Annotated in this window: 18 protein-coding genes; 6 read left to right on the top strand and 12 right to left on the bottom strand. The window is 68.5% G+C overall.

Annotated elements, in window-relative coordinates; translation table 11 throughout:
* Positions 1-66 precede the first annotated feature (66 nt).
* Together ACOQOP_RS10680 and ACOQOP_RS10685 are read left to right on the top strand one after the other, a co-directional pair.
* Entirely contained in the window at positions 67-2010 is a 1944-nt protein-coding gene (locus ACOQOP_RS10680) for a ribonucleoside-diphosphate reductase subunit alpha (RefSeq protein ID WP_420566321.1), read from the top strand.
* Positions 2001-3101, top strand: coding sequence for a ribonucleotide-diphosphate reductase subunit beta (locus ACOQOP_RS10685; RefSeq protein WP_420566322.1), 1101 nt, complete (start codon positions 2001-2003; stop codon positions 3099-3101). Before ACOQOP_RS10680 ends, ACOQOP_RS10685 begins: the two co-directional genes overlap by 10 nt.
* A 265-nt stretch (positions 3102-3366) precedes the next feature.
* On the opposite strand, the gene ACOQOP_RS10690 is transcribed toward ACOQOP_RS10685, so the two are convergent.
* Together ACOQOP_RS10690 and ACOQOP_RS10695 are read right to left on the bottom strand one after the other, a co-directional pair.
* Entirely contained in the window at positions 3367-5508 is a 2142-nt protein-coding gene (locus ACOQOP_RS10690) for a TonB-dependent siderophore receptor (protein WP_420566323.1), read from the bottom strand.
* A 117-nt stretch (positions 5509-5625) separates the two neighbouring features.
* Positions 5626-6456: a helix-turn-helix domain-containing protein gene (locus ACOQOP_RS10695; protein ID WP_420566324.1), complete on the bottom strand. Its 831-nt coding sequence runs from the start codon at positions 6454-6456 to the stop codon at positions 5626-5628.
* A 250-nt stretch (positions 6457-6706) separates the two neighbouring features.
* On the opposite strand from ACOQOP_RS10695, the gene ACOQOP_RS10700 reads away from it, so the two are divergent.
* Complete coding sequence (locus ACOQOP_RS10700; protein ID WP_420566325.1) at positions 6707-7642, top strand: sugar phosphate isomerase/epimerase family protein; 936 nt, start codon at positions 6707-6709, stop codon at positions 7640-7642.
* Complete coding sequence (locus ACOQOP_RS10705; protein ID WP_420566326.1) at positions 7639-8373, top strand: glycerophosphodiester phosphodiesterase; 735 nt, start codon at positions 7639-7641, stop codon at positions 8371-8373. Before ACOQOP_RS10700 ends, ACOQOP_RS10705 begins: the two co-directional genes overlap by 4 nt.
* Here the strand turns inward: ACOQOP_RS10705 and ACOQOP_RS10710 are convergent.
* From ACOQOP_RS10710 to ACOQOP_RS10735, 6 genes are all read right to left on the bottom strand, one after another.
* On the bottom strand, positions 8360-9250 hold the full coding sequence (locus ACOQOP_RS10710) for an ABC transporter permease (RefSeq protein WP_420566327.1): 891 nt from the start codon (positions 9248-9250) through the stop codon (positions 8360-8362). The two genes, ACOQOP_RS10705 and ACOQOP_RS10710, sit on opposite strands and share 14 nt — an antisense overlap.
* Complete coding sequence (locus ACOQOP_RS10715) at positions 9247-10185, bottom strand: ABC transporter permease (protein ID WP_420566328.1); 939 nt, start codon at positions 10183-10185, stop codon at positions 9247-9249. Before ACOQOP_RS10715 ends, ACOQOP_RS10710 begins: the two co-directional genes overlap by 4 nt.
* Positions 10182-11252 carry an ABC transporter ATP-binding protein gene (locus ACOQOP_RS10720; RefSeq protein WP_420566329.1) on the bottom strand — a complete coding sequence of 357 codons (1071 nt, stop codon included), beginning with the start codon at positions 11250-11252 and terminating at the stop codon, positions 10182-10184. The genes ACOQOP_RS10715 and ACOQOP_RS10720 overlap by 4 nt, the downstream gene beginning before the upstream one ends.
* Complete coding sequence (locus ACOQOP_RS10725) at positions 11249-12229, bottom strand: ABC transporter ATP-binding protein (protein WP_420566330.1); 981 nt, start codon at positions 12227-12229, stop codon at positions 11249-11251. The genes ACOQOP_RS10720 and ACOQOP_RS10725 overlap by 4 nt, the downstream gene beginning before the upstream one ends.
* An 81-nt stretch (positions 12230-12310) precedes the next feature.
* Positions 12311-13879 (bottom strand): ABC transporter substrate-binding protein, encoded by a 1569-nt coding sequence (locus tag ACOQOP_RS10730; RefSeq protein ID WP_420566331.1) that lies wholly within the window; start codon positions 13877-13879, stop codon positions 12311-12313.
* A 150-nt stretch (positions 13880-14029) separates the two neighbouring features.
* Positions 14030-15496 carry an alpha/beta hydrolase gene (locus ACOQOP_RS10735; protein WP_420566332.1) on the bottom strand — a complete coding sequence of 489 codons (1467 nt, stop codon included), beginning with the start codon at positions 15494-15496 and terminating at the stop codon, positions 14030-14032.
* A 226-nt stretch (positions 15497-15722) separates the two neighbouring features.
* On the opposite strand from ACOQOP_RS10735, the gene mtgA reads away from it, so the two are divergent.
* The gene (gene mtgA, locus ACOQOP_RS10740) at positions 15723-16391 is read left to right on the top strand and encodes a monofunctional biosynthetic peptidoglycan transglycosylase (RefSeq protein WP_420566333.1); all 669 of its coding nucleotides are present in this window, start codon (positions 15723-15725) and stop codon (positions 16389-16391) included.
* A 232-nt stretch (positions 16392-16623) separates the two neighbouring features.
* Entirely contained in the window at positions 16624-19434 is a 2811-nt protein-coding gene (locus tag ACOQOP_RS10745) for a DUF4347 domain-containing protein (RefSeq protein ID WP_420566334.1), read from the top strand.
* Between the two features lie 141 nt (positions 19435-19575).
* Here the strand turns inward: ACOQOP_RS10745 and ACOQOP_RS10750 are convergent, their stop codons facing one another.
* The 4 genes from ACOQOP_RS10750 to ACOQOP_RS10765 all read right to left on the bottom strand — a co-directional run bounded on the left by ACOQOP_RS10750 (position 19576) and on the right by ACOQOP_RS10765 (position 23728).
* Positions 19576-19932 carry a hypothetical protein gene (locus ACOQOP_RS10750; RefSeq protein WP_420566335.1) on the bottom strand — a complete coding sequence of 119 codons (357 nt, stop codon included), beginning with the start codon at positions 19930-19932 and terminating at the stop codon, positions 19576-19578.
* Positions 19933-20092: 160 nt separating this feature from the next.
* Positions 20093-20296 carry a hypothetical protein gene (locus tag ACOQOP_RS10755; RefSeq protein WP_420566336.1) on the bottom strand — a complete coding sequence of 68 codons (204 nt, stop codon included), beginning with the start codon at positions 20294-20296 and terminating at the stop codon, positions 20093-20095.
* Between the two features lie 129 nt (positions 20297-20425).
* Positions 20426-22495 (bottom strand): S8 family serine peptidase, encoded by a 2070-nt coding sequence (locus tag ACOQOP_RS10760; RefSeq protein WP_420566337.1) that lies wholly within the window; start codon positions 22493-22495, stop codon positions 20426-20428.
* 42 nt (positions 22496-22537) lie between these two features.
* The gene (locus ACOQOP_RS10765; protein WP_420566338.1) at positions 22538-23728 is read right to left on the bottom strand and encodes a phosphatase PAP2 family protein; all 1191 of its coding nucleotides are present in this window, start codon (positions 23726-23728) and stop codon (positions 22538-22540) included.
* Positions 23729-23744 lie beyond the last annotated feature (16 nt).

Raw genomic sequence — 23744 nt, forward strand, 5'->3', positions numbered from 1 at the left:
TGCTGGGCTGTTGCCCGTTTCCCGCAGGCCCTGCCGACTCCCCCTCCACCGACACGAGGGGTGTCCATGTCTACGCAGCTTGCCTACGACTTCGACGAAACCGGCAATTTCCCATCCGCTCCGATCGAGCCGAAGGCCAAGACGTCCGAAGCGGTCGCCGCACCGCAGCCGGAGCCGCATCGCGCGCCGCACGGTGCTCCTCTGCCGCGCCCGCTGGCGAAGGCGCCGACGCCGGACGACCTGGTGCTGGACCGGACCCGCGACGCGCTGCTGACCGAGTTCGGCAAGGCGACCCTGCGCGACCGCTACCTGATGCCTGGCGAGGACTTCCAGGCGATGTTCGCGCGGGTGTCCTGCGCCTATGCCGACGACGTCGACCACGCCCAGCGGCTGTACGACGCCATGTCGCGGCTGTGGTTCATGCCGGCCACCCCGATCCTGTCCAACGGCGGCACCACCCGCGGGCTGCCGATCTCCTGCTTCCTGAACACCGTGCCGGACTCCCTCGACGGCATCGTGAACACCTGGAACGAGAACGTCTGGCTGGCGGCGAACGGCGGCGGCATCGGCACCTATTGGGGCAAGGTCCGCTCCATCGGCGAGCAGGTGAAAGGCACCGGCGAGACCTCCGGCATCATCCCCTTCATCCATGTCATGGACGGCCTGACCCTGGCAATCAGCCAGGGCTCCCTGCGGCGCGGCTCGGCGGCGGTGTATCTCGACATCCACCATCCGGAGATCGAGGAGTTCCTGGAGATCCGCAAGGCCAGCGGCGACTTCAACCGCAAGGGCCTGAACCTGCACCACGGCATCAACGTCACCGACGCCTTCATGGAAGCGGTGCGCGACGGTGCGCTGTTCGACCTGAAGAGCCCGAAGACCGGCGAGGTGATGCGTCAGGTCGATGCCCGCCAGCTCTGGCAGCGGATCCTTGAGACCCGCCTGCAGACCGGCGAGCCGTACCTGCTCTACATCGACAGCGTGAACAACAACCTGCCCAAGCATCAGCGCGAGTTGGGGCTGAAGGTCTCCACCTCCAACCTGTGCAGCGAGATCACCCTGCCGACCGGGGCCGACCACCTGGACAACGAGCGCACCGCGGTGTGCTGCCTCTCCTCGCTGAACATCGAGACCTGGGAGCAATGGAACGAGGAGCCGGGGTTCGTTGAGGACGTGCTGCGCATGCTCGACAACGTGCTGACCAGCTTCATCGAAAGCGCCCCTGACGGCATGTCCCGCGCCCGCTACTCCGCCATGCGCGAGCGCTCGGTCGGCCTCGGCGTCATGGGCTTCCATTCCTTCCTGCAGGCCCAGGGCATCCCGTTCGAGAGCGCGCTGGCGAAGTCCTGGAACATGCGGATCTTCAAGAAGATCCGGCGCGAGGCCGACGCCGCCTCCGTCGCGCTGGCCGAAGAGCGCGGCCCCTGCCCCGACGCCGCCGAGCGCGGCATGCAGAGCCGGTTCAGCCACAAGCTGGCGATCGCGCCGACCGCGTCCATCAGCATCATCTGCGGCGGCACCAGCGCCTGCATCGAGCCGATCCCGGCCAACATCTACACCCACAAGACCCTGTCCGGCGCCTTCACCGTGCGCAATCCGCACCTCAAGAAGCTGCTGGCAACCAAGGGTGCCGACACGCCGGAAACCTGGGAGAGCATCCTGGAACACGAGGGCTCGGTACAGCATCTCGACTGCCTCACCGAGGACGAGAAGTCGATGTTCCGTACCGCCTTCGAGATCGATCCGCGCTGGCTGATCGACTTCGCCGCCGACCGGGCGCCGTATATCTGCCAGAGCCAGTCGCTGAACCTGTTCCTGCCGGCCGACATCCACAAGTGGGACCTGCACATGCTGCACTGGACGGCCTGGGAGCGGGGCATCAAGAGCCTGTACTACTGCCGCTCCAAGTCGGTCAGCCGCGCCGGCTTTGCCGGCCAGCTGGAGAAGGTGGAGCGCCAGGCCTTCACGGTGGAGCCGACCGACTACGAGGAGTGCCTGTCATGTCAGTGATTCCCCCGACAACCACTGGCTCCCTGGTCCATCTCGACCCGCGCGAGCTGATCGGCACCGGCCGGGTCGGCCTGCTGGACTCCACCGGCACCTACGACGTGAGCCGCTACGGCTGGGCCTACGAGTTCTGGAAGCGCCAGCAGCAGACCCACTGGATGGGCGAAGAGGTGCCGCTCGGCGCCGACATCAAGGACTGGGCCTCGCCGCGGGTATCCGAGGCCGAGCGCGCCCTGCTGACCCAGATCTTCCGGTTCTTCACCCAGTCGGACGTGGAGGTCGGTGACAACTACCTGAAGCGCTACATCCCGATCTTCCAGCCCCTGGAGATCCAGATGATGATGGCGGCCTTCACCAACATGGAAACCGTCCATATCGACGCCTATGCCCTGCTGCTGACCACGCTGGGCATGCCGAAGGCGGAGTTCGAGGCGTTCCGCGACTACGACGCCATGCGGTCGAAGGCCGACTACATGCACACCTTCGGCGTCGGCACGGTCGGCGACGTGGCCCGTACCCTGGCCATGTTCGGCGCGTTCACGGAAGGCATGGCCCTGTTCGCCAGCTTTGCGATGCTGCTGAACTTCCCGCGCCACAACAAGATGAACGGCATGGGCCAGATCGTGAGTTGGTCGGTGCGCGACGAGAGCCTGCATTGCGAGGGCATCGTGCGGCTGTTCCACGAGTGGAACCGCGAGACCGGCGCGCTGACCCCGGCGGTGCGCGACGACATCGTCGACGTGGCCAAGACCATGGTCGGGCTGGAGGAGAGCTTCGTCGATCTCGCCTTCGAGCTGGGCGAGATCGAGGGCATGACGGCGGACGACATCAAGGCCTATGTCCGCTACATCGCCGACTGGCGCCTGACGCAGCTCAAGCTGCCGACGGTCTTCGGCAATTTCGAGGTGGCCGAGGGCGGCTACCGCCAGCTCAAGCCGCATCCTCTGCCCTGGCTGGTGGAGATCCTGAACGGGGTCGAACACGCCAACTTCTTCGAGCAGCGCGCGACGGAGTATTCCAAGGCCGCCAGCCGGGGAAGCTGGGACGGTGCCGACGGCGTGTGGTCGATGTTCGAGGGGCGCAAGCGGGCGTGAAGTCTGTTGTCTCTCTGGCCCGCCCTTCGACACGCCCCGGAACAATACCGGATCAATCCCGGATTAAATCCGGGACGGGACGGGGCTGCTTGGGATGAGGTCAGAGGAGGCTCAAGTAAGTTCGCATCATTTTTCTTGGACCTCATCCTGAGCAGCCCCCGCGTCAGCGGGGGCGTGTCGAAGGGCCAAGCCGCAATAGCATTCGCAAACGAAAGAGGCGGCCACCTGGGCCGCCTCTTCGCGTCAGAGGTCGTTTTCCGAAACCCTACCAGGTCGCCTTCAGGGTCAGCATGACCTCGCGGCCGGCGCCGTAGGAGCAGACGTACTCCGTCTGGCACCCGGTCACGTAGCGCTTGTCGGCGACGTTGGTGGCCGACAGGTTCAGGTCCAGGTTCTCGCTCAACTCGTAGCCGGCATAGAGGTCGAACAGGGTCGCGTCCGGCACGGTCAGGGTGTTGGCGTCGTTGGCGTAGCTCTCGCCGCGGTGACGCACGCCGGCGCCGATCGACACGCCGTCCAGGATCGGACCCTGGAATTCGTACTCGGCCCGCAGGGTCAGCTCATGCTCGGGGATCAGGGTCGGGGTGTTGCCGATCAGCGAGGTATCGCTGTCCTCCGTCACCTCGGCATCCAGCACCGTGGCGGTACCGACGACCGTCAGGCCGAAGCCGAACCTGTAGCCGCCCTCGAACTCGAACCCAGTCGACCGCACCGCGCCGAGCTGGTTGTAGTTCGGGAAGGCGCCGGTCTGGACGTTCTCGCGGTCGATCTGGAAGGCGGCGGCCATCAGGTAGAAGTTCTCGCCCTCCGGCGCCCACTTCACGCCGGCCTCCACCTGCTCGCCGGTCTCCGGCTCGGTCACGCCGTTGGCGGGCGAGATGATCTGCGGGTTGAAGAAGCTGGAGTAGCTCACATAGGGCGTGATGCCGAGCGGGAACTCGTACCCCACCGCAGCCCGCCAGGAGCTCTCGCTGTCGCTGCGCTCGAAGCCGGTGGTGCCGTCCTGCTCGGTCTCCACGAAGTCGTGGCGCAGGTTGCCGGTCACGATCCAGCCGTCGCCGAAGCGGAGCTGGTCCTGAACGTACAGGCCGGTCTGCGACTGGGTCGTGGTGGCGTCCTGATACGGCGCGCCCAGGGTCGGCGTGCCCGGGTTGGTCGGGTTGACCACGGTGTTGCTGCCGAAGCCCGAGGCCTGGGTCTCATCGAGCCAGTAGTAGCGGGCGTCGAGGCCGAACAGCAGGTCATGGCTGACCGGACCCGTATGCACCGTGCCGTAGTAGCGGATGTCGGTCTGGGCGGTGCGCACCAGGGTGTTGTGCTCGAAGGCGATCAGGCTGAGTGTGCCCTGGGCGTCGCTCGGCGTGGTCGAATAGCCGGCATAGCCGAACGGGTAGTAGTAGCTCTCCTCCACACTCGCCACGCCGGCCCGGCCGATCCCGGTCAGGGTGAAGTCGTTGTCGAAGGTGTGCTCGGCGATGGCGGTCGCGGAGAACTGCTCGCGCTTGTAGCTGTCCCAGTCCTCGTCGGAGAAGTTGGCGTCGCGGTCGATATATCCGAACTGGTCGGTCGCGGTGACGGTGCCGGCATAGGGCAGGAAAGTGCTGCCGTTGTGCTTTTCGTCGGCCACATGGGCATTGGCCAGCAGGGTCACCTCGGTGCCGCGGCTGGTCTCGAACTTGTAGGACGGGGCCAGGGTGCCGCGCACGCCCTCGTTCAAGTCGTCGTACTTGTCGCCGCCCTTGATTTTGCCGACCAGACGATAGGCCTGGCCGTTCTCCAGCGGATCGCCGTAGTCGAAGGACAGGGACGCCGCCGGCGCGTCCTCGATGCCCAACACCACCTCGCGCACCCGCTCGCCCGGCCGCTTGGAGATGTAGTTGATGATGCCGCCGGGGTTGGAGCCGCCATACAGCGCCGAGGACGGGCCGCGCAGCACCTCGATCCGCTCGAGGGCATAGGGATCGATGAAGAACGACCCGAAGGCGAAGGACAGGTTCTGGGCGTTGTCCAGGTAGGTGCCGGTCTGGTCAGCCTGGAAACCGCGGATCAACAGCCAGTCATAGTCCGTGTCGTTACCGAACACGTCGGCGGTGACGCCCGGCGTGTAGCGCAGCGTTTCGCTGACGCTGTCCGCGTTGAACCGCTCCAGATCCTCCCGGCCCAGGATCGACAGGGACTGGGGCACCTCGGTCGCGTAGACCGGCACCTTGGAGCCGGTCACGGTCGGCGGATTGTTGCTGTCCCCGACAGGCCCGGTCGCGTCCTCCTGGTTGCCCAGGACCTGCACCGGATCGAGGACGATGGTCGTGCTGGCATCCTGCGCCAGGGCCGACCCGGCGGTCGACACCATCAGGGCGGACAGGACAAGACGCAGGGCCAAGCCCCGCCGCGACGCCGTTCTGCTCATCTAGCAATTCCCCCAGTAAGGCACACCGGCCGCGCGGGTCCCCCGGGACGCCGAACGGCGGCAAACGATCATGCGACCTGCTTAGGGTCGCGCTTTCGGGCTGTCTTGAACGAACGCCTAGGCTTTTGAACAAACGTGCCGCTTGGTCCAGCGGCCGGGCGAAATACCCGTCGCATGGCGGAAACAGCGGCTGAAATGGGCCTGGTCGGCGAAGCCGGTGTCATGGGCGACCTGGGACAGCAGGGCACCTTCGCTGAGCATGCGCTGGGCCTGCTTGATCCGGGTGCCCATCACCCACTGATGCGGCGAGAGACCGGCCACCTCCTTGAACCGGCGGGTGAAGCGCGACCGCGACATGCCCGCCACCGAGGCCAGCTCCTCGACGCTGGGATGCCGGTCCAGCCGGTCGAGCACGTGGTCCATCACCTGGTCCATCCAAGCCGGTGCCGCGCGCTCCGCGCTGTGCTGGGCGCCGAGGTGGAAGAACTCGTGGAACACGCCGCAGGCGAGCGCCTCGCTGTATCCGCCGGGCCGCTCCGGGCGCCGACATTCGTCGGCCAGCAGGGCGCAGAGCCGGCGCAGTTCCATGCTGTCGGGCAGAAAGAGGGTCGTGTCCAGGTCCACCGACGGGCCGACGATCCGGCGCAGGCGGCTCTCGTCCACGTGGATATCGATATGCTCCAGGTCGCCGGTGCCGGCCAGCCGGCCGCAGAGGGGGACGCCCGCCGGCACGAAGAACGCGCTGCACAGGGACGGGTCGGTCTCGCCGGTCGGGCTCAGGGCGATCTGCGCCCCGTCGAAGAACACGACGAAGCGCGGGTCGGGCGACACGTAATGGCCGCTCGCCCCCTGCCGCGCCTCGACCCGCCACAGGTCGATCGCCATCCACTCGAATTTCAGGCAGCTCACCGCATCGATCGGGACGATCCGGTCCACCGTGGCTGTCATTCTTGGCCTGAACTGCAACGCCCGCTCCGCCGATGAGTGCTGAGATCCACCCGCACCATACAAGACAATTTTGCGAATGAGAACGATTCGCAGTATTTGCCGCCTCCATTTCGGTGAATGGGCCTGTCCTGCCGCCGCGCACGCCTTCGAAAATGCCGTTGAAACCGGGTAATCCGGGCGATTTCACTCAATGGTCATCAAGACGTGGCAAGGTCACCGGCATCAGCCGTTCACCATGGGGGCGCGACCCGTGCCAAATCCTCTCCGCATCGCCGGAATCGGCGCCAATCTCGGCGGCATCCGCGGCGATTTTGATGCCGTGCGCATCCAGATGAACGCGCTAATCGCGCTGGGGGCCGAGGTGGTGGAATGCTACGCCTCCGACCTCGGCGTGGTGGCCGACGCCCGGCTGATCCCCGGCCGGGTCGCCGAGCTGCGCGAGATCTGCGCCGAGCGGCCGCTGGCCGTCACCCTGCACGCCCCGATCCCGATCGACTTCATGGACCGGGAGAATATCGACCTGCATCGGCGGGCCGCCCGGGTGTCGGTGGAACTGGCGGCGGAGATCGGCGCCGGGATTGTCGTCATCCATGCCGGCCGCACCCATCCCGACATCTGGGCTCGGGAGGCCGACGGCCTGCTGGCCTTCGAGCGCGACGAGCTGTCCGCAATTGGCGATTTCGCGGTTGAGACCGGCGTGCGGGTCGCGCTGGAGAACATCAGCCCGAACCCGGCGGTGATCGCCGGCCGCCTGACCAGCTACTCCCTCGACCCGGCCGCGCTGGCCCGGCAGCTCGCCCTGCTGGACCATCCGGGCGTGACCGGCTGTCTCGACTACAGCCACGCCAATCAGGGGGCCGGGCTGCTCGGCCTCGACCCGATTGCCGGCGCGCGGGCGATGGCGCCGCTCACCGGCCACATCCATATCAGCGAGGCGAGCGGCCGGCCGTCCATCCCCTCGGTCGCCGCCCAGCACGACTGGCTGTATTTCGGCATCGGCGACATGCACGCGCCGCTCGGCAGCGGCTGCATGGACCTGGACGCCCTGGCCGACGTCTCCCAGGTGCTGCCCGGCACCTTTGCGATCCTGGAGCTGCAGGGCCACGCCCGCGCGATGCTCGGCGACAGCCTGGACCGGCTGCGCGCCTTCGCAGGACGGGTCAACGCCCTGGCGGAAGCCGCATGAGCCGCCGCCTGCCCCAGATCATCGCCCATCGCGGCGACAGCGCCCACGCGCCGGAGAACAGCCTGGCCGCCCTGGACAGCGCCATCGCCGCCGGCGCCGACCGGGTCGAATGCGACGTGCGGATCGCGGGGGACGGGGTGCTCGTGGTGTCCCACGACGCCGACCTCTCGCGCATCGCCCGTCGGTCGGTCCTGGTCGACGATACCCCGGCCGAGGAGCTGGCCCGGATCGCCGCCACGGCCGGAGCCTCGATCCTGCCGCTGGCGACGCTCTTCGAGGCGGCGGCCGGACGGATCCCGCTGATGCTCGACGTGAAGTCGCTGATCCCCGCCGTGATCGAGAAGATCGCCGGCGCCCTGACCAAGACCGGATTCGACCCGCGCCAGATCGCGCTCGGCCTGCGCGACCCGGCGCTGGTCGCCACGGCACGGAACCGCCTGCCGACGGCACGGATCCTGGCCCTGAACGGCAGCACCACGCCGGTGGAGGCGTTCTTGGCCGAGGGGGTGGAGCTGATCCGCCTTTGGGAACGCGATGCCGATGCGGCGACCGTCGCCGCCCTGCACGCCCAGGGCTGTACCGTCTGGGTGACCACCGGCGGCGCCGGCACCGACCGGGAGGTCGGCGACTGCGGCATCGACGTGCTCTACCGGCTGATCGCCGCCGGCGCCGACGGGCTGCTGGTCAACAATCCCGGCCTCGGCCGACAGGCCGTGCTCAGCGCTGCGTAGGATCGAGCCGGGTCCGCAGCCAGTCGCCGAACAGGCTCATCGACAGCGTCGTCAGGAAGATCACCCCGCCCGGCAGAACCGCCAGCCACCAGGCGGTCAGCAGGTAGTCGCGCCCCTCCCCCAGCATTTGCCCCAGCGAGGTCAGCGGCGGCTGGATGCCGAGGCCGAGGAAGCTCAGCGAGGTCTCCAGCAGGATGGTCTGCGGAAAGTTCAGGGTGAGCTGGACGATCAGCGGCCCCATGACGTTCGGCAGGATGTGGCGGCCGTAGAGCCGCAGCGGCCGCGCGCCCAGCGCCCGCACCGCCACCGCATAGCCCTGCTCGCGCGCCGACAGCACGAGGCTGCGGGTCAGGCGGGCATAGGTCTCCCACCCGGCCAGCCCCATCAGGGCGAGGAACAGATAGAAGTTGTTGCCGAGGAAGGCGAGCACCGCGAGCGCGATGATCAGGAACGGCATGGCCGCCTGCCAGTCGACCAGCATCATCACGATCTCGTCCACGATCCCACCGCGATGGGCCGCCAGGATGCCGAGGAACGTGCCTAAGACCGCACCGATCAGGGTGCCGAGCAGGGCTAGCGCGATGGAAACCTGGGTGGCGATCAGCAGCCGCGACAGCAGGTCCCGGCCGAGCTTGTCCGTGCCCAGCAGGTGCCCCTCGATCGCCTGGGACGACCAGAACGGCGGCTTCAGCCGGTACAGCAGGTTGGTCTCCTCGTAGCCGTAGGGAGCCAGCAGCGGCGCCAGGACGGCGGCCACCGACACCACGGCCAGGATGACGGCGGCGATCCGCACCAGCAGCGGCATCCGCCACGCCTTGGCGGGTTTGGCGGCCGGCTGCGCGGCGGGAACGGGGCTGTCGGCAGTCTCCGCACTCATCGCGACCGCTCCCGCCCGCCGACGCGGACTCTTGGATCGAGCCAGCCATAGGCGAGGTCCACCAGCAGATTGGCGGTGACCATGGTGATCGCCACCATCACGACGATCCCCTGGACGATGGAGAGGTCTCGGTCCGCCACCGAGCTGGTCAGCAGCCGGCCCACGCCGGGCCAGGCGAAGACGTTCTCGGTCACCACCGCCCCGCCGATCATGCCACCCAGGCTGAAGCCGACGATGGTCACCACCGGGATCGCCGCGTTGGGGAAGGCATGCCACCAGACCTGCCGGAACCGCGATGCCCCTTCGGCCTCCGCGGTGCGCATGTAGTCGCGCGACAGCACCTCCAGCATGGCCGAGCGGGTGAACCGGGCGATGGCCCCGGCGAAGGCGGTCGCCAGGGTGAAGACCGGCATCACCATGTGCTGCCAGGTGCCGTAGCCGGAACTGGGCAGGACCCGCAGGTTCAGGGCGAAGAGCAGGATCAGCAGGATGCCGAGGAAGAAGTTCGGCATGGAGAAGCCGAAGACCGCGAAGGACATGGTCAGCCGGTCGACCCAGCTGTCCCGCCACACCGCCGCCAGGACCCCGAGCGGGATCCCCAGCGCCAGGGAACAGAAGAAGGTCGCCAGCCCCAGTTCCAGAGTCTTCGGCACCCGCTGCCAGATCAGGTCGATGGCCGGCTCGTTGTTGCGGAAGGAGATCCCGAAATCGCCCTGCAAGGCGGCCTGGAAATAGCGCAGATACTGCTCCCAGAGCGGCCGGTCGAGGCCCCAGGCGGCGCGGTAATACTCCCGGATCTCTGGCCCGATATCGTCGGGCAGGAGCTGCTGGGTCGGGTCGCCGGTGATCCGCAGCACCACGAAGACGAAGGTCACCACCAGCCACAGGGTGATCATCGCCCGCAGCAGCTTGATCGCGGCATAGCGCAGGTTCATGGGAGAGCCTTCAGGGGTTGGGATTCGGCTTCGGCGGCCCGCACGGCCAATCCGTCGGCCTGGCTGGCCTCGGCATGGTGGCAGGCGACCGTGCGGCCGTCGGCCAGCGGGCGCAGGGTCGGGAGCTCGGCCCGGCAGCGGTCGGTGGCGAAGGGACAGCGCGGATGCAGCGGGCAGCCGCTGGGCGGGTTCATCGGGCTCGGCGGCTCGCCGTCCAGCCGCAGCGGCTTGACGTGCCGCCCCCGCCGGGAGCGGGCGGCCGGCACCGCCCCGATCAGCGCCCTCGCATAGGGATGGGCCGGGGCGTCGAACAGCGCACGACACTCGGCCACCTCCACGAAGCGGCCGAGATACATGACCGCAACCCGGTCGGCGACATGACGGACCAGGCTGAGGTCGTGGGAGATGAACAGATAGGCCAGACCGAGATTGCGCTGCAGGTCGCGCAGCAGGTTGACCACCTGGGCCTGGACCGAGACGTCCAGGGCGGCCACCGGCTCGTCGCAGACCACCAGCTTTGGCTCCAGCACCAGGGCCCTTGCGATCACCGCGCGCTGCTGCTGGCCGCCCGACAGTTCATGCGGATAACGCTTGGCGAGGTCGCCGGCGAGGCCGACCGCTTCCAGCATGGCATCGACCAGGATCCGGCGGTCGGCGGCGGTCGCCACGTTGTGGATCTCCAACCCCTCGGCGACCTGGGCCTCGATGGTCAGCCGCGGGTCGAGCGCGCTGCGGCTGTCCTGGAAGATGAGTTGCAGGTCCCGGCGGCGGTCGCGCCAGCGGGCATCGCTTGCCGCCGCGAGGTCCTCGCCGTCGAAGCGAATTGTCCCGGCGCTCGGGCTCAGCAGGTTGAGCACCAGATTGCCGACGGTGGACTTCCCACAACCGCTCTCCCCGACCACGGCCAAGGTCTCCCCGGCCGCGAGGTGGAAGGACACGTCGGCCACCGCCGTCAGTTCGGGGCGCGGCCCGAAGAGACTGGTGCGCGGCAGGGAAAAGCGTCGGCAGAGACCGTCCACCTGCAGCAGCGGCATGGGCTCCGGGGAGCCGGCGGGGAGCGCGCTCATGCCGCCTCCGTGCGCAGGGCCAGCGGGTGGTGGCAGGCCACGGCCCCGTTCAGGTCCGGCATGACCCGGCGGCAAACATCCGACGCCCGGGCACAGCGCGGGGCGAAGGCGCAGCCCCGGGGCATCGCGCGCAGGGACGGCACCGTCCCCTCGATCGGGGTCAGGCGCTCGACCTCGTCGTCCAGGAACGGCAGGGAGGTCAGCAGACCCTGGGTATAGGGATGGCGCGGCCGGGCGAAGATCTCGGCGGCAGGCGCCAGCTCGGCCACGCGCCCGGCATACATCACCGCCACCCGGTCGGCGACCTCCGCCACCAGGCCCAGGTCGTGGGTGACGAACAGCATGCCCATGCCGAGTTCCCGCTGCAGCCGGGCGAGCAGCTCGACGATCTGCGCCTGCACGGTGACGTCCAGCGCGGTGGTCGGCTCGTCGGCCACCAGCAGGGCCGGCTCGCCGGCGATGGCCATGGCGATCATCGCGCGCTGCTGCTGGCCGCCGGAGATCTGATGCGGATAGTCGCGGGCCCGGCGGGCGGGTTCGGGAATGCCGACCAGGTCGAGCAGCTCGACGGCGCGGGATGCCGCTTCCCGGCGGCTGGAGCCGGTGCGGATGCGATAGGCCTCCGCCACCTGCCAGCCGAGGGTGCGCACCGGGTTCAGACCGGTCATCGGGTTCTGGAAGATCATGCCCATGCCGCGGGCGCGGCGGGACCGGTCCGCGCGGCTGTTCGGGTCCAGTGGCCTGCCCTGGAAGGCGATCTCGCCGCTCTCCACCGACACGCGGCGGCCGAACAGGCCCATGACGGAGAGGCAGGTCAGGGTCTTCCCACACCCGCTCTCGCCGACCAGGCCCAGCGTCTCGCCGGGACCGATGCTCAGCGACACGTCGCGGACGGGAAAGACCGGACCGCCCGGAAGATCGATCCGGACGGTCAGGTTGCGGATGTCCAGAAGGGACGGAACGTCACTCGATTGCATACGGATTTCCACACCGGAGCCTCGGTCAGAACGGCAGCGCCGACCGGATCGCGGGGATCCGGTCGGCTTGGCGCGCTGGCGTCAGCCGCCGACCTCGAAGGTCAGGTTGTAGGGGCGGAAGTCCATGTAATAGAGCGAGTACGGCTCCCAGTTGACCGACTTCTTGAGCGCATAGGTCTCAAGCGGGTTGTAGAGCATCGTGCCCGGGACCTCGTCGGTCCAGATGTCCAGCGCCTTGCGATAGGCATCCTTGCGGGCCGCCGTCTCGGTGCCGGAGACCAGCAGGGCCTGCTGCCGGTTGAACTCCTCCGGCGCCTTCCAGGCGCGGGCCGGGAAGGCCTTGTTGTTCTGGACGTCGCTCAGCTTGCCCCACTGGGACACGAAGGAGCCGCTCGGGTCGGGGATGCGGTGGGTGTTCGACCAGGGGCGGATATGGGTGCCCTCGGCCTTGGTCACCTGAGCCCAGTTCTCCACCGGCTCGATCTTCACGTTCAGGCCGACATCCTTCCACATCTGCTGCATCGCCTGAGCCGCCTCCAGGCTGTTCAGGTAGTAGTTCAGCGGCAGGCGGTAGACGATCTCCTCGCCCTTGTAGGAGGACGCCTTGACCAGCTCGCGGGCCTTCTCCGGGTCGAATTCGAACTCCGGATAGTCGGCCAGGTAGATCTCGTAGTCCGGTAGCTGGTGGCCGTTCGGGGTGAAGTTCTTGTCGTCCCACAGGGCCTTGCGCAGCAGCGCCCGGTCGATGGCCAGGGACAGGGCCTGGCGGACGTTCTTGTCCTGCATGAACGGGGCGTCCATGTAGAAGACCAGCATGTGGGTGTTGTCGAGCACGACCTGCTTCACGTCGATATCGTCGTAGCCCTGCAGCACCTGGATCTGGTCCGGCGGCACGTTGACGATGATGTCGAACTCGCCGCTGACCAGGCCGGCGATCCGGGCCGAGGTCTCCGGGACCACCTTGAAGGTAATGCCGCTGGCGGTCGGCTGGCCGCCGAAATAGTCGTCATTGGCCACCAGCTTGACGTACTCGCCATCGACGAACTCGGCGATCTTGTAGGGGCCGGTGCCGACCGGGCTGCGACGCACCTGGTCGTAGCCGCGGGTCAGGTAGTCGCGGGCGTTGACGATCCAGCTCGCATAGCCGGCCAGACGCTGCTCCATCATCACGTCCGGTACGCGGCTGACGATCCGCACCGTGTACTTGTCGATGCGCTCGGCGTGGCTGATCGTGTTCATCTCCTGGCGGCCAGTCGGGACGATCGGACGGTCGCCCAGCATGCGGCCATGGGTGAAGGTGAAGACCACGTCGTCGGCGGTCAGCTCGTCGCCGTTATGGAACTTCACGCCCTGGCGCAGCTTGAACTCGATGGTCTTGTCGTCGATCCGCGTCCAGCTCTCGGCCAGACCCGGGACGAGCTTGGAGCCGCTTCCCTTGCCGTTGGCCAGGAAGTCGCGGCGGATCAGGCTGTCGAACATCGAATAGATGATGCGGACATGGACGTTGCCCATGCCGTCGGCCGGCTCCAGCGTATCGGGAAGGTCGTTGACGGCGACCACCAGCTCCGGCCGATCGTCGGCGAGAGCGGGTCCGGCCATCAGGCCGAGCGCGACGAGCGCGCCCGCGGCCAGGCGGAAGAAGCCTCTCATGGCTCATACTCCTGTATGTGAACAGGCCTGGAGTGTCGCAGGAGGCAGTGTTGGTTATGTGTGAGCTTCGCGGACTCTTCGTTGCAGATCGACGGTCGGTTCCGTGACCGGCCGGCTGCAGTTTTGTGACGCCGCGCGGCCGGCCGGCGTCTACGGCGCGAACAGCGGGAAGCTCACGCCCAACGCCCAGGCGAGGACCAGCCCCAGCGCCAGGCCGGAGGCGAGCGGACCGGCTCTGACGGCCGACGCCCGTCCCACCGTGCCGAAGATCAGGTAGAACACCAGCACCACGGGCGCGATCATCAGCAGGAAGAACAACCCCCGGAAATCGAGCGCGACGGCGACTCCCAGGGACAGCAGGAACCCGGCCCGCAGGACCAGCCGCTGCCCGAACCGGGCCCGCAGGGTCAGCACCTGGTCGGCGACCATGAAGGGCACCGCCCCCAGGGCCATGGCGGCGACGATCCAGAACCGCCCGGGCGTGGGCCAGAAATTCGCCACGTAGCGGTCCAGCGCGATCCCGAACAGACAGCACCAGCCCAGCACCAGCAGCAGGGCGGCGACGGAAATCCGACCGACCGGCACCCGCCATCGCCGGATCAGACCGAGCTGAAGCAACCCGAAGACGGCCAGATGAAGCGCCAGGTAGTCGGCGACGAGCACCGGCAGGAGCTGCGGATCGAGCGGGACTGCCACGAGCGGTGCCAGACCCGCCGGGAGCACGGAGGCGATCGCGACCTGCCGCCAGGTCAGGCCCTGCTCGACCCTCCCGGGTGCAGGCAGAAGCCGGGCGACGGCGCCGAAGATCAGCACCAGGCCGCCCAGCAGGCCGAGGATCGCCCAGCCCGTCGGCCAGATCGCGGGATCCGAACTCCGGCCATAGGCCCGGTCGATCCACCGGACCGCCGCCACCCGCGCGTCCCGGTTCTGGAGGATGGAGACATGGTCGGAAAACGGCGCCACCTCGGCCCGGCGGATGACCGGGCCGGCGGTCACCGTCTGGCCCTCCTGGGCCTCCGGCGACACCAGACGGGCCGCCGTCAGGGCGGCGTCCCGCAGCCCCGGCTCCCAGGCGCCGGTGATCATCAGCAGGTCGCGCGGGCTGTCGGCGGTGATCGCCCGGGAGAAGGCCGAGACCAGCACCACCGGCCCGATATCGTCGCGCTCGGCGGCGACCCGGGCCAGCACGTCGGTCGCCATGGAATGTCCGAGCAGCGCAACCGGCCACTGCCCATCTGAGACCGCATCGATCACCGCCTCGGTCTGGGCCATGAGAAGACGGGTCGTGCCCTCCACCGAGGTCACGTCGCCCGACATCGGCAGCGGGTGACGGCCGTGCCCGAGAAAATCGAAGCTGAACACCCGGTAACCGGCTCGGGCGAGCGGCAGGGCATATCCCTGCATCATCTGGCGCGATCCGGCGAAGCCGTGGGCAATAACCACGGCCGGCCCGTCGGTGTCAGGCATGGCATAACCGGTCACCGGCGTCTCGCCGACCGCGACGTGCGTGACCGCCACGCCGCGCCGCGCGCCCTCCAGCACCGCCAGGGACCCGGCGATCAGGATCAGCGCGACGATCACGCGCAACCCAGTCCATCCCGCGGCCAGACCCGGCATACCCGTCCTCCTCCCGCCGCGGCGCGGCGCCGGCTGTGACAACCGTTGCGGGACAAGTAGTAGCGCGGATCGGTGCGGCGATCCCGGTCTTTCGCCGCTCCTGTTCCCGGCCGGCCGGCCTTGGTTGACAGGACCGCGCGGGCGCCACATGACGGGGGACGCGCCAGTCGCGGCCGGTCCGAGCGTTCGGCCGGCCATCCGACGTCCACCGCAGGGGAACCGCACCATGGCCCGACTGATCCGGCGACTTATCCTGGCGGTCTTCCTCGTCGCGGTCGTGCTCCCAGTTCTGCTGATCCTGCTCTACCGGGTGGTCCCGCCGCCGGGAACGCCGCTGATGCTGTGGCGCGAGGCTCCCGCCGACTACCGTTGGGTTGCGATGGAGGAGATCTCAACCAACGCCGCCCGGGCGGTGGTGGTGTCGGAGGACCAGACCTTCTGCGAGCACAGCGGCATCGACTGGCGGCAGATGAACCAGGTTCTGGAGGAGTTCCGGGAGACCGGCCGGCCGAGCCGCGGGGCCAGCACCATCACCATGCAGCTCGCCCGCAACCTGTACCTGCCGCCGTCCCGCTCGTTCCTGCGCAAGGCGGTGGAGATCCCGTTGGCGCTGGGACTGGAGCTGATGGTGCCGAAGCGGCGGATCCTGGAACTCTATCTGAACGTGGTCGAGCTGGGCGACGGCATCTACGGCATGGAGGCCGCGGCGCAGCGCCATTTCGGCAAGCCGGCCGGCGACCTGACCCGCACCGAGGCCGCCCGCCTCGCCGCCATCCTGCCGAACCCGCTGGAGCGCGACCCTGCCCGTCCGTCCGGCAGCGTCGGACAGCGGGCCAACCAGATCGCCCGCGACATCCCCCGGCTGACCCACCTGTTCGCCTGCTTCGAGAGCTGACCGGACGGTCGGGCCAAAGCCCCAGCGCGGAATCACCAGGGCGGCGACTTCCGATAGAGCATCGGACCTTGCCCTAACCCACACGACATGATCGCATAGAGTTAGGGATTTTCGTTATTGCTGTGCATTTTCTTGGGTAAAGTCCGGTTTTTGAATCGGACCACACACGAATAATATGGTTATCGTATAGAAAGCCCGTCTCGGAATCGACGATCCATATGGATTGCATTTTATGAAATTCGATGTGAATACCGTGCTGGACAAGGTACCGGTGGCGCCGTCCCCTGCGTCATCGGGCATCGCGCTCGTCGTGATCGATGACGATCTGCCTGCCCGCGCGGCACTTGCCGAGACCTTTGTGGGCCCTTTCAGGATCGCCCGGTTCGCGGCGTCCGATACGCCTCTGCAGACGCTCTCCACCCTGATCGAGCAAGCCGGGAACAGCGTCTCGGCGGTCCACCTGTTCTCCCACGGCGAGCCGGGCGTCCTTCACCTCGGCGGCTCGCGCGTCACGCTGATGTCGCTGCTGCACGATGTGGCTGGCGTGGCGGCCCTGCGCCGGGCGCTCGATGGCCGGCCACTCGTCCTCTACGGATGTTCGCTCGGCCGCGACGAGATCGGCCGGCGGTTCGTCCAGGTCCTGTCCCGGTCGCTGGCCGCACCGGTCACCGCCTCGTCCACCCCGACGGGCGGGCGGGCGTATGGCGGCGACTGGCGTCTGGATGTATCGGCAGGCGCGTCGACGCCGGTGGTGCGGAGCCTCGTGGACCCGGCTCTGGGCGCGCACTGGCCAGGCCTTCTGGCCGGCAGCACGAACGTCACCTCGACGGCCGGCGATACCAGTGCCGGAACGATCCGTGCCGCCGCAGCCGATGCCTCCGATTTCCAGACATTCGTCTTCCAGAACATTGCCGCCCCGAACCCAACAACCATCACCCTCACCGGCCCGCTCACCTTCACCCACGGGGCCGCCGTGTCCTGGCAGTTCGGCGGCACCACGACTGACCTGACGTTCAGCGGGAACACCATAAGCGCCGCCAGCCATATCTATGCCCAGTTGAACAACGCGTCCCACACGCTCACCATAAACTCGACCATCGACCTGGGAGGCTCCGGCGCCAACAGGATCTTCCTGCTGCAGGGCGGCAACGGTGTCTTCAACAGCAGCATCGCCGATGTCGGCATCCTACAGATCGTCAGCAACGGCACGGCGACCCTCGGGACCACGACCTCCCCCGGCACGATCGACATCAACACCGGCGGCACCCTGACCTTCACGACGGGAGCCACCTACACCTCGACCCTTGAAATCGAGAACACGGCGACGATCGACACCAATGGGCAGAACGTCACCTTCAACGGTGCAGTGCGCGACGACGGAACCAACGTCCTGGTGAAGACCGGGACCGGCACGCTGACCCTCTCCGGAACGAACATCGCGTCGGGCACGATGACCGTGAACCAGGGTACACTGTCGGTCGCCAGCGACGCCAACCTCAGCGCCGGCACGGTTACCATCAACGGCGGGACGCTGGCGGTGACCGGCGTCACCACAATCAACAACGCCATCGCGCTGGGCGCTTCCAACGGCACGATCGACGCCAGCGCGGCCGCGTCGATCAGCGGCAACATCAGCGGCACCGGTAGTCTTACCAAGACCGGCAACAGCACCCTGACGCTGGCCGGCACCAACACCTATTCGGGCGGCACGACGATCAGCGCCGGAACCGTCCGTCTCTCCGGCGGCAACGCGCTGTCCGACACCGGCACCGTGACCATCAATGCCGGCGCGACCCTGGATCTCAACAATACCAGCGAGACGATCGGCACCCTGGCCGGCTCGGGCACCCTGGCCGTCGGGACCGGGTCCATCACCCTGACGAGCAGCACCGCCAGTACGTTCACCGGCTCCCTCACGGGGAGCGGCACCTATTCCGTCGCGTCCGGCGTCACCCTGAAGGGCACCGGGACCTACTCGACCGCGGTGACGATCCAGAGCGGCGCCACGATCGCCCCCGGCAACAGCCCCGGCATCATAAACACCGGCAACCTGACGCTGGCCAGCGGTTCCACCGCCACCATGGAGATCGACGGCACCGCTGCCGGTACCGGCTACGACCAGATCAACGTCTCCGGAACGGTCACCATCAGCAGCGCCGCCCTGAACGTGGTGCTCGGCTACACGCCGGCGATCGGGGACAGCTATACGCTGATCAACAACGACGGGACCGATGACGTCACCGGCACGTTCAGCGGCCTGGCGGAAGGCGCCACCACGACCATCAATGGCCAGCTTTTCCGGATCAGCTATGCCGGCGGGACCGGCAACGACGTGACGCTGCAGGCCGTCGAAGCGTCCAGCGGCGATTCCGGCGGGCAACCCAGCCCCGCCCAAGCGCTGTCCGGCACGACCGCCGACGACCTGCTGCGCGGGGCGGACGGCAACGACACGCTGTACGGGCTGGGTGGCAACGACACCCTGTCCGGCGGCACCGATATCGATGTCCTGTACGGCAATCTCGGCGACGATCTGCTCTACGGCAACCAGGCGGCCGACAGCCTGTATGGCGGCCAGGGGACCGACACGGCCTATGGCGGCGCCGGCGACGACCGGCTGTGGGGAAACCACGGCAACGACGTGCTTCACGGCAACCAGGGCGCCGACCTGATCTACGGCAACGCGGGCGACGACCGGATCTGGGGCGATGACGGGGCCGACACACTTTACGGCGGCCAGGGCGCCGACACCCTGTCGGGCGGGGCGGGCAACGACCAGATCTTCGGCAATTCCGGCGCCGACATCTTCCGCGTGGACGATGCCGACGGCGCGGACGCCATCCACGACTTCGCCCTCGGCGTCGACCGGCTGATGGTCGCCGTCAACGTCAACGGCACCGCGGTCGCGAGCGCAGACCACCTGCTGGCCCGGCTGTTCGACGACGGGGCGGGCAATGCCGTGCTGGACCTGGGAAGCGGCAACTCGGTCACCCTTGTCGGGCTCGCCGCCAGCCAGCTCGGGACCGACAGCTTCCTGATCGGCTGAACCGGCCGGACCGCGGGAGCGCAGAAGACCGGGCGCCCATCACACGCCCGGTCTCCCCGCAGCCAGCCGATCTCTCCCCAATCGGCTGACCCGCGACCAACAGCCGGCCCCTCTCCGCCTGCGGTGCCCTGTCGTCGGTGTCTAGTCAGCGGTGCATCTGCCGCGCTCGATATCCGGGCAGCGCTCTGCCTTGCCCCAGCCCAAGGCATTGGCCGCCAGTTCCTCGGGCCCGACGAACCAGAGCTTGTCGGACCCGGGGACCAGATAGACCTCGGCGCTGTTCGAGGCCCGGACCAGACAGGCCCCGGTCGGCAGCGGATCCCCCTCCTCCACCGAGTCGATGTCGATATCCGTGCGCAGCGGCGGCTTGCTGCGGAACAGCAGGGCCAGGATCCGGAGGTCGGGGACCAGATGCCGCCGCCCGCCCAGCACCAGATAGGTCGTCTCATCCCCGGGCCGCCGCAGCAGCGTTCCATTCAGGTCATTGCGCCGTGCCATCGCCGTTCTCCCCTCTCGGCTGTGCGTCCCGGGGAGGCCTCGGTGAGCAGACCGGCGGCCTCCCTGACCCTGGAACGGTGCCGCGATGCCGGCGCGAAGTCCTGAGATCGAGACGAAATTCACACGAAATCGGGGACGTCCGGCGCCACCGGCCGACGGCTCAGTCCGTCGACAGCGCCCAGCGGATGGCGGTGGAGGGTTCGTCCGGTGCTGCCTGGGCAACCACCCGGGCGCCGGGCAGGAACACCATGGTGACGCTGGAGGTCCGGGGCAGGCGCTGGCGCTTGCCCCGGACCACCTGATAGATCTCGATGTCGTCCGGCAGGTGCAGCAGCATGCCGTTCATGTCGGGGCGAAGATGCATCGGGTCCTCCGGGTGACGGTATGGAGCAGTCGCGTCCGTCGCGATGCACCGAGCCTGCCCGAACGCCCCTCCCCGATCCTGAACGGCAGCCGAAATCGCTCCGAAGACTTCCCGCATCCCCGATCGGCGTCAGTCCGTGTCCGGCGCGCCGAGATCCACCGGCACATCGACCCGTCCCGCCCCACCCCGGGCGACGTCGGGCCGAGGCTGGGGAAAGTGCGTCCTGTCGCTCCTCTCCGCATAGCCGTGCAGCCAGCTCCGGTCGGCCACCGCCCTGCCGCCCGTCTTGCGGTCCTCGGCGATCGCCTCGACCGCCAGCCGGGCGATCCGCGGGGCGGCCACGCTGGTGCCCGACTGGCGCACCAGGTAACCGCTGCGCGATCCCGCACTCAGCACCCCGCGCAGGACCGGCGAGTCGTCGCCGCACGCCGCCGCATCCGGCCCCTTGCGGCTCGATACCGGCCCCGAGGCCGAATAGTCCGAGATCAGGCTGTTAGAGCGGGTGAAGCTGGCGACCACCAGGGGCGCCTCGCCGGTGGCCAGCCCGTTCAACGTCCCCGCCCGCCGGACCGGACAGTGGGTACCCGGCGGGTCGACCGGCAGCGGCGCGCCGTAGGCGTCGAACTTCTGATAGTCGGGATTGTTGAAGTGAGCCTGGCGGCCGCGCGGCGGGAAGCCCGGCAGGGTGTCGTCGCGCCGGATCCAGACCTCTACGGCCGCTCCCTCGTGCCGCTCCACCGGCTCCCTGTCTCCCGCGCGCCGGCGCCAGAGCTCGATCCGCCAGTCGCCGGCCGGCGCCAGGGCGGCCCGGCCGCTGAACGCGACGGTCCGGTTGATCGACAGCACGATGGACGCCCGGTTCACCGTCCGGGTCGCCGGCGCATAGGACAGCCGGGCGATCTCCCGCCCGTCGCCGTCGCGCAGGCGGTGGACGTGCCGGGAGCCCGCGGTGATCGTCGCCCCCTCCCCGCCGCCGGGCGGCGTGACGGTGACGTGCACCGGATCCCAGCCCGCATGTTCGATTTCCGGCAGCCACATCTCCACATGGCTGTCCGTGCGGTCGTCGGGCAGCACCTTCAGGTCCAGGGTGACCGACCCGGTCTCGCCCAGCTCGGCATGGGCATGGGTGCGGGTGAGGTTGGTGTTGCCCGCCGGCAGGACCATGCGCCGCACCGGCCCGTCGCCGCGGTCGACGATGCGCTGGATGAGCTGCGGGATCAGGCCGGAGCCGTCATGGGGGCCGTCGAGGGTGCCGTAGCTGAAATTGAACACCATCGGCGCGACCGAGCCGTCCGGCCGGCGGAACCGACGCCCCTCCCGCTCCAGCCGGTGCAGGGCCAGCAGCAGGCTCGGGTACAGGTTGAAGCCGGAAGTGTCCTCCGTCACCCGCCAGGGCAGCGTCGCCAGCAGGATCGGCCGGTGCTTCGGTGCGGCGTGCATCCGGTGGCCGGCAGCCAGGGCCGCCACGTGGGTCCCGTGGGAAGCCCGCAGGGCCAGGGGGGAGAAGCCGCCGCCGGCGAAATCTATGGCACCGGCCTCCAGATAGAGCGCGTCCTCGTCGGTCAGGCCATAGGCCGTATGATCCTTCAGCAGCCCATCGATCGCCCGCTTGTCGAGCGAGCGGCCATGGATCTCCCAGCGCCAGCCGCGCCGGTGCCGCACATGGGAGGGCGACGACATGAGATAGGCCAGGTGCACCCGGCTCGACGTCTCGTGGTCGCGGAACAGCGCGTTGGCGAAGCCGATCGCATCGTCGATCACGGCTGTGACCACCGTGTCCTCATGGCACGGGATCGGCTTCGGTGCGGGCCGCTGCCGCTCCTGCGGGGTCAGGTGCAGCGGCAGATGCGCCTCGGGCACCATGCTGCCCAGATAGACCCCGGCGCAGCCCCAAGCGTTTCCAGCGGTGTTCGCGGACCGGATCACCGGCGTTCGGGCGATCAGCGTCACGCTCTGGGACGGCGGCCGGGCGGCGCGGTCCTCGTCGTCATAGACGTCCGGGACCAGGAGCGCGTCCGGATGCGCCCGGTCGACGTCCTGCCGGAATGCCTCCAGGCTGGTGTCCTCCAGATGGAAGATCGCCGTCCACCAGATCTCGTCGATGGGCCCGGGATACGCGCTCGGATCCCGGCTCAGCCGGTAATCGGTGACCGGGTCGATCGCGCCCGCACCGTCGTCGTCATGCCAGTCGACCTGCATGGATGCCTCCCGCGGCCTGAGAAGGAAGAAGGGTCGCTCGCGTCAGCCCAGCGGCTTCTTCCACTCGCTCAGCGCGCGGCCGCGCAGCCAGTGGAAGGCGGCCGAGCCGTGCTGTTCCGTCTTCAGCTTCCGGGTTCCGCTGGTCATCCAGGGATGCCCCTTCCGGCCGGCCGAGCGGCTCTGCCTGTCGTCCTTCGGGTCGTAGAGGGCATGCCAGTGGAAGTCGTCGTCCACCGGGAAGAGACGGCCGTCGAACGCCGCGGTGGAACGCCGCTGAATCTTGGTCTCGCACAGGTCCCAGATGAAATCCGCCAGGGTCAGGCCGAGAATGGCGCCGGCCACGCTGTCGACCGGGAAATGGACGCCGGCGACCGTCCGGTTGATGGCGATCCGCGCCGCCTGGCGCATCAGCATCTCGCCCCAGGCCGCCTCCTGCCGGCTGTCCGGGTCATGGGTGGAGGCCCGGCGCAGCTTCCAGATCAGCCGGGCCAGCAGGAAGGCCTCGGTCGCATGCCCGCTCGGCAGGGTCGGATGGGTCGGGGTCGGGATCGCCGGCTGGACCTGCGGCGAGAACTGGATCGGCCGCGGCAGGGCCAGCCCGTATTTCACCTGCATGTAGACCATGTTGGCGCAGGTCAGCGCGGTGTAGAGGAACTCCAGCGTGTGCGGCGTGCGCCCCGGGTCCATGTACAGGATCGAGGCGTAGAACGGGACCAGGGCCGAGGTCTGGACCAGGATCTCCCGGGCCCGGTCCTGGCGCAGGTCCGCATAGGCGGCCAGGAACTTCGTCTGTTCGCGCAGCTGGTCGATCGTAGGGGCGACGACCGTCACCAGCGGCTCCGCGCTCATGCGGTGCTTCGGCCCGCTGTGGAGATCGGTGCTCAGGACCTCGGCGACCCGCGTCTCCCCGTCGCCGTGCACCGTGACCGCCAGCCGCGAGGCGAACTCGAACACGAAGATGCTGGCCCGGACCGCCGGCGAGAAATGCGGCAACCCGTGCACGGGATCGGTCGATGGGCGCGGGTCGTAGTCGAGGAACGGCAGGGTCGGCCCGACGATCCCTTCCCGGTTGGTGATCAGGGCCTCGGCGGCCAGCGGCGATTCCGGGAGCGCGAAACTGCCGAAACTCCCGAAGCTGCCAAAGCTTCCGAAGCTCCCAAAACTTCCGAAACTGCCAAAGCTCCCGAAGCTGCCGAAGCTGCCTTCGGGCGATCCGCTCACTGCGTTGCTCATGCTCTCTCTCCCCCGT

This window comes from Thalassobaculum sp. (assembly GCF_965223715.1).
Taxonomy (GTDB): Bacteria; Pseudomonadota; Alphaproteobacteria; order Thalassobaculales; family Thalassobaculaceae; genus Thalassobaculum.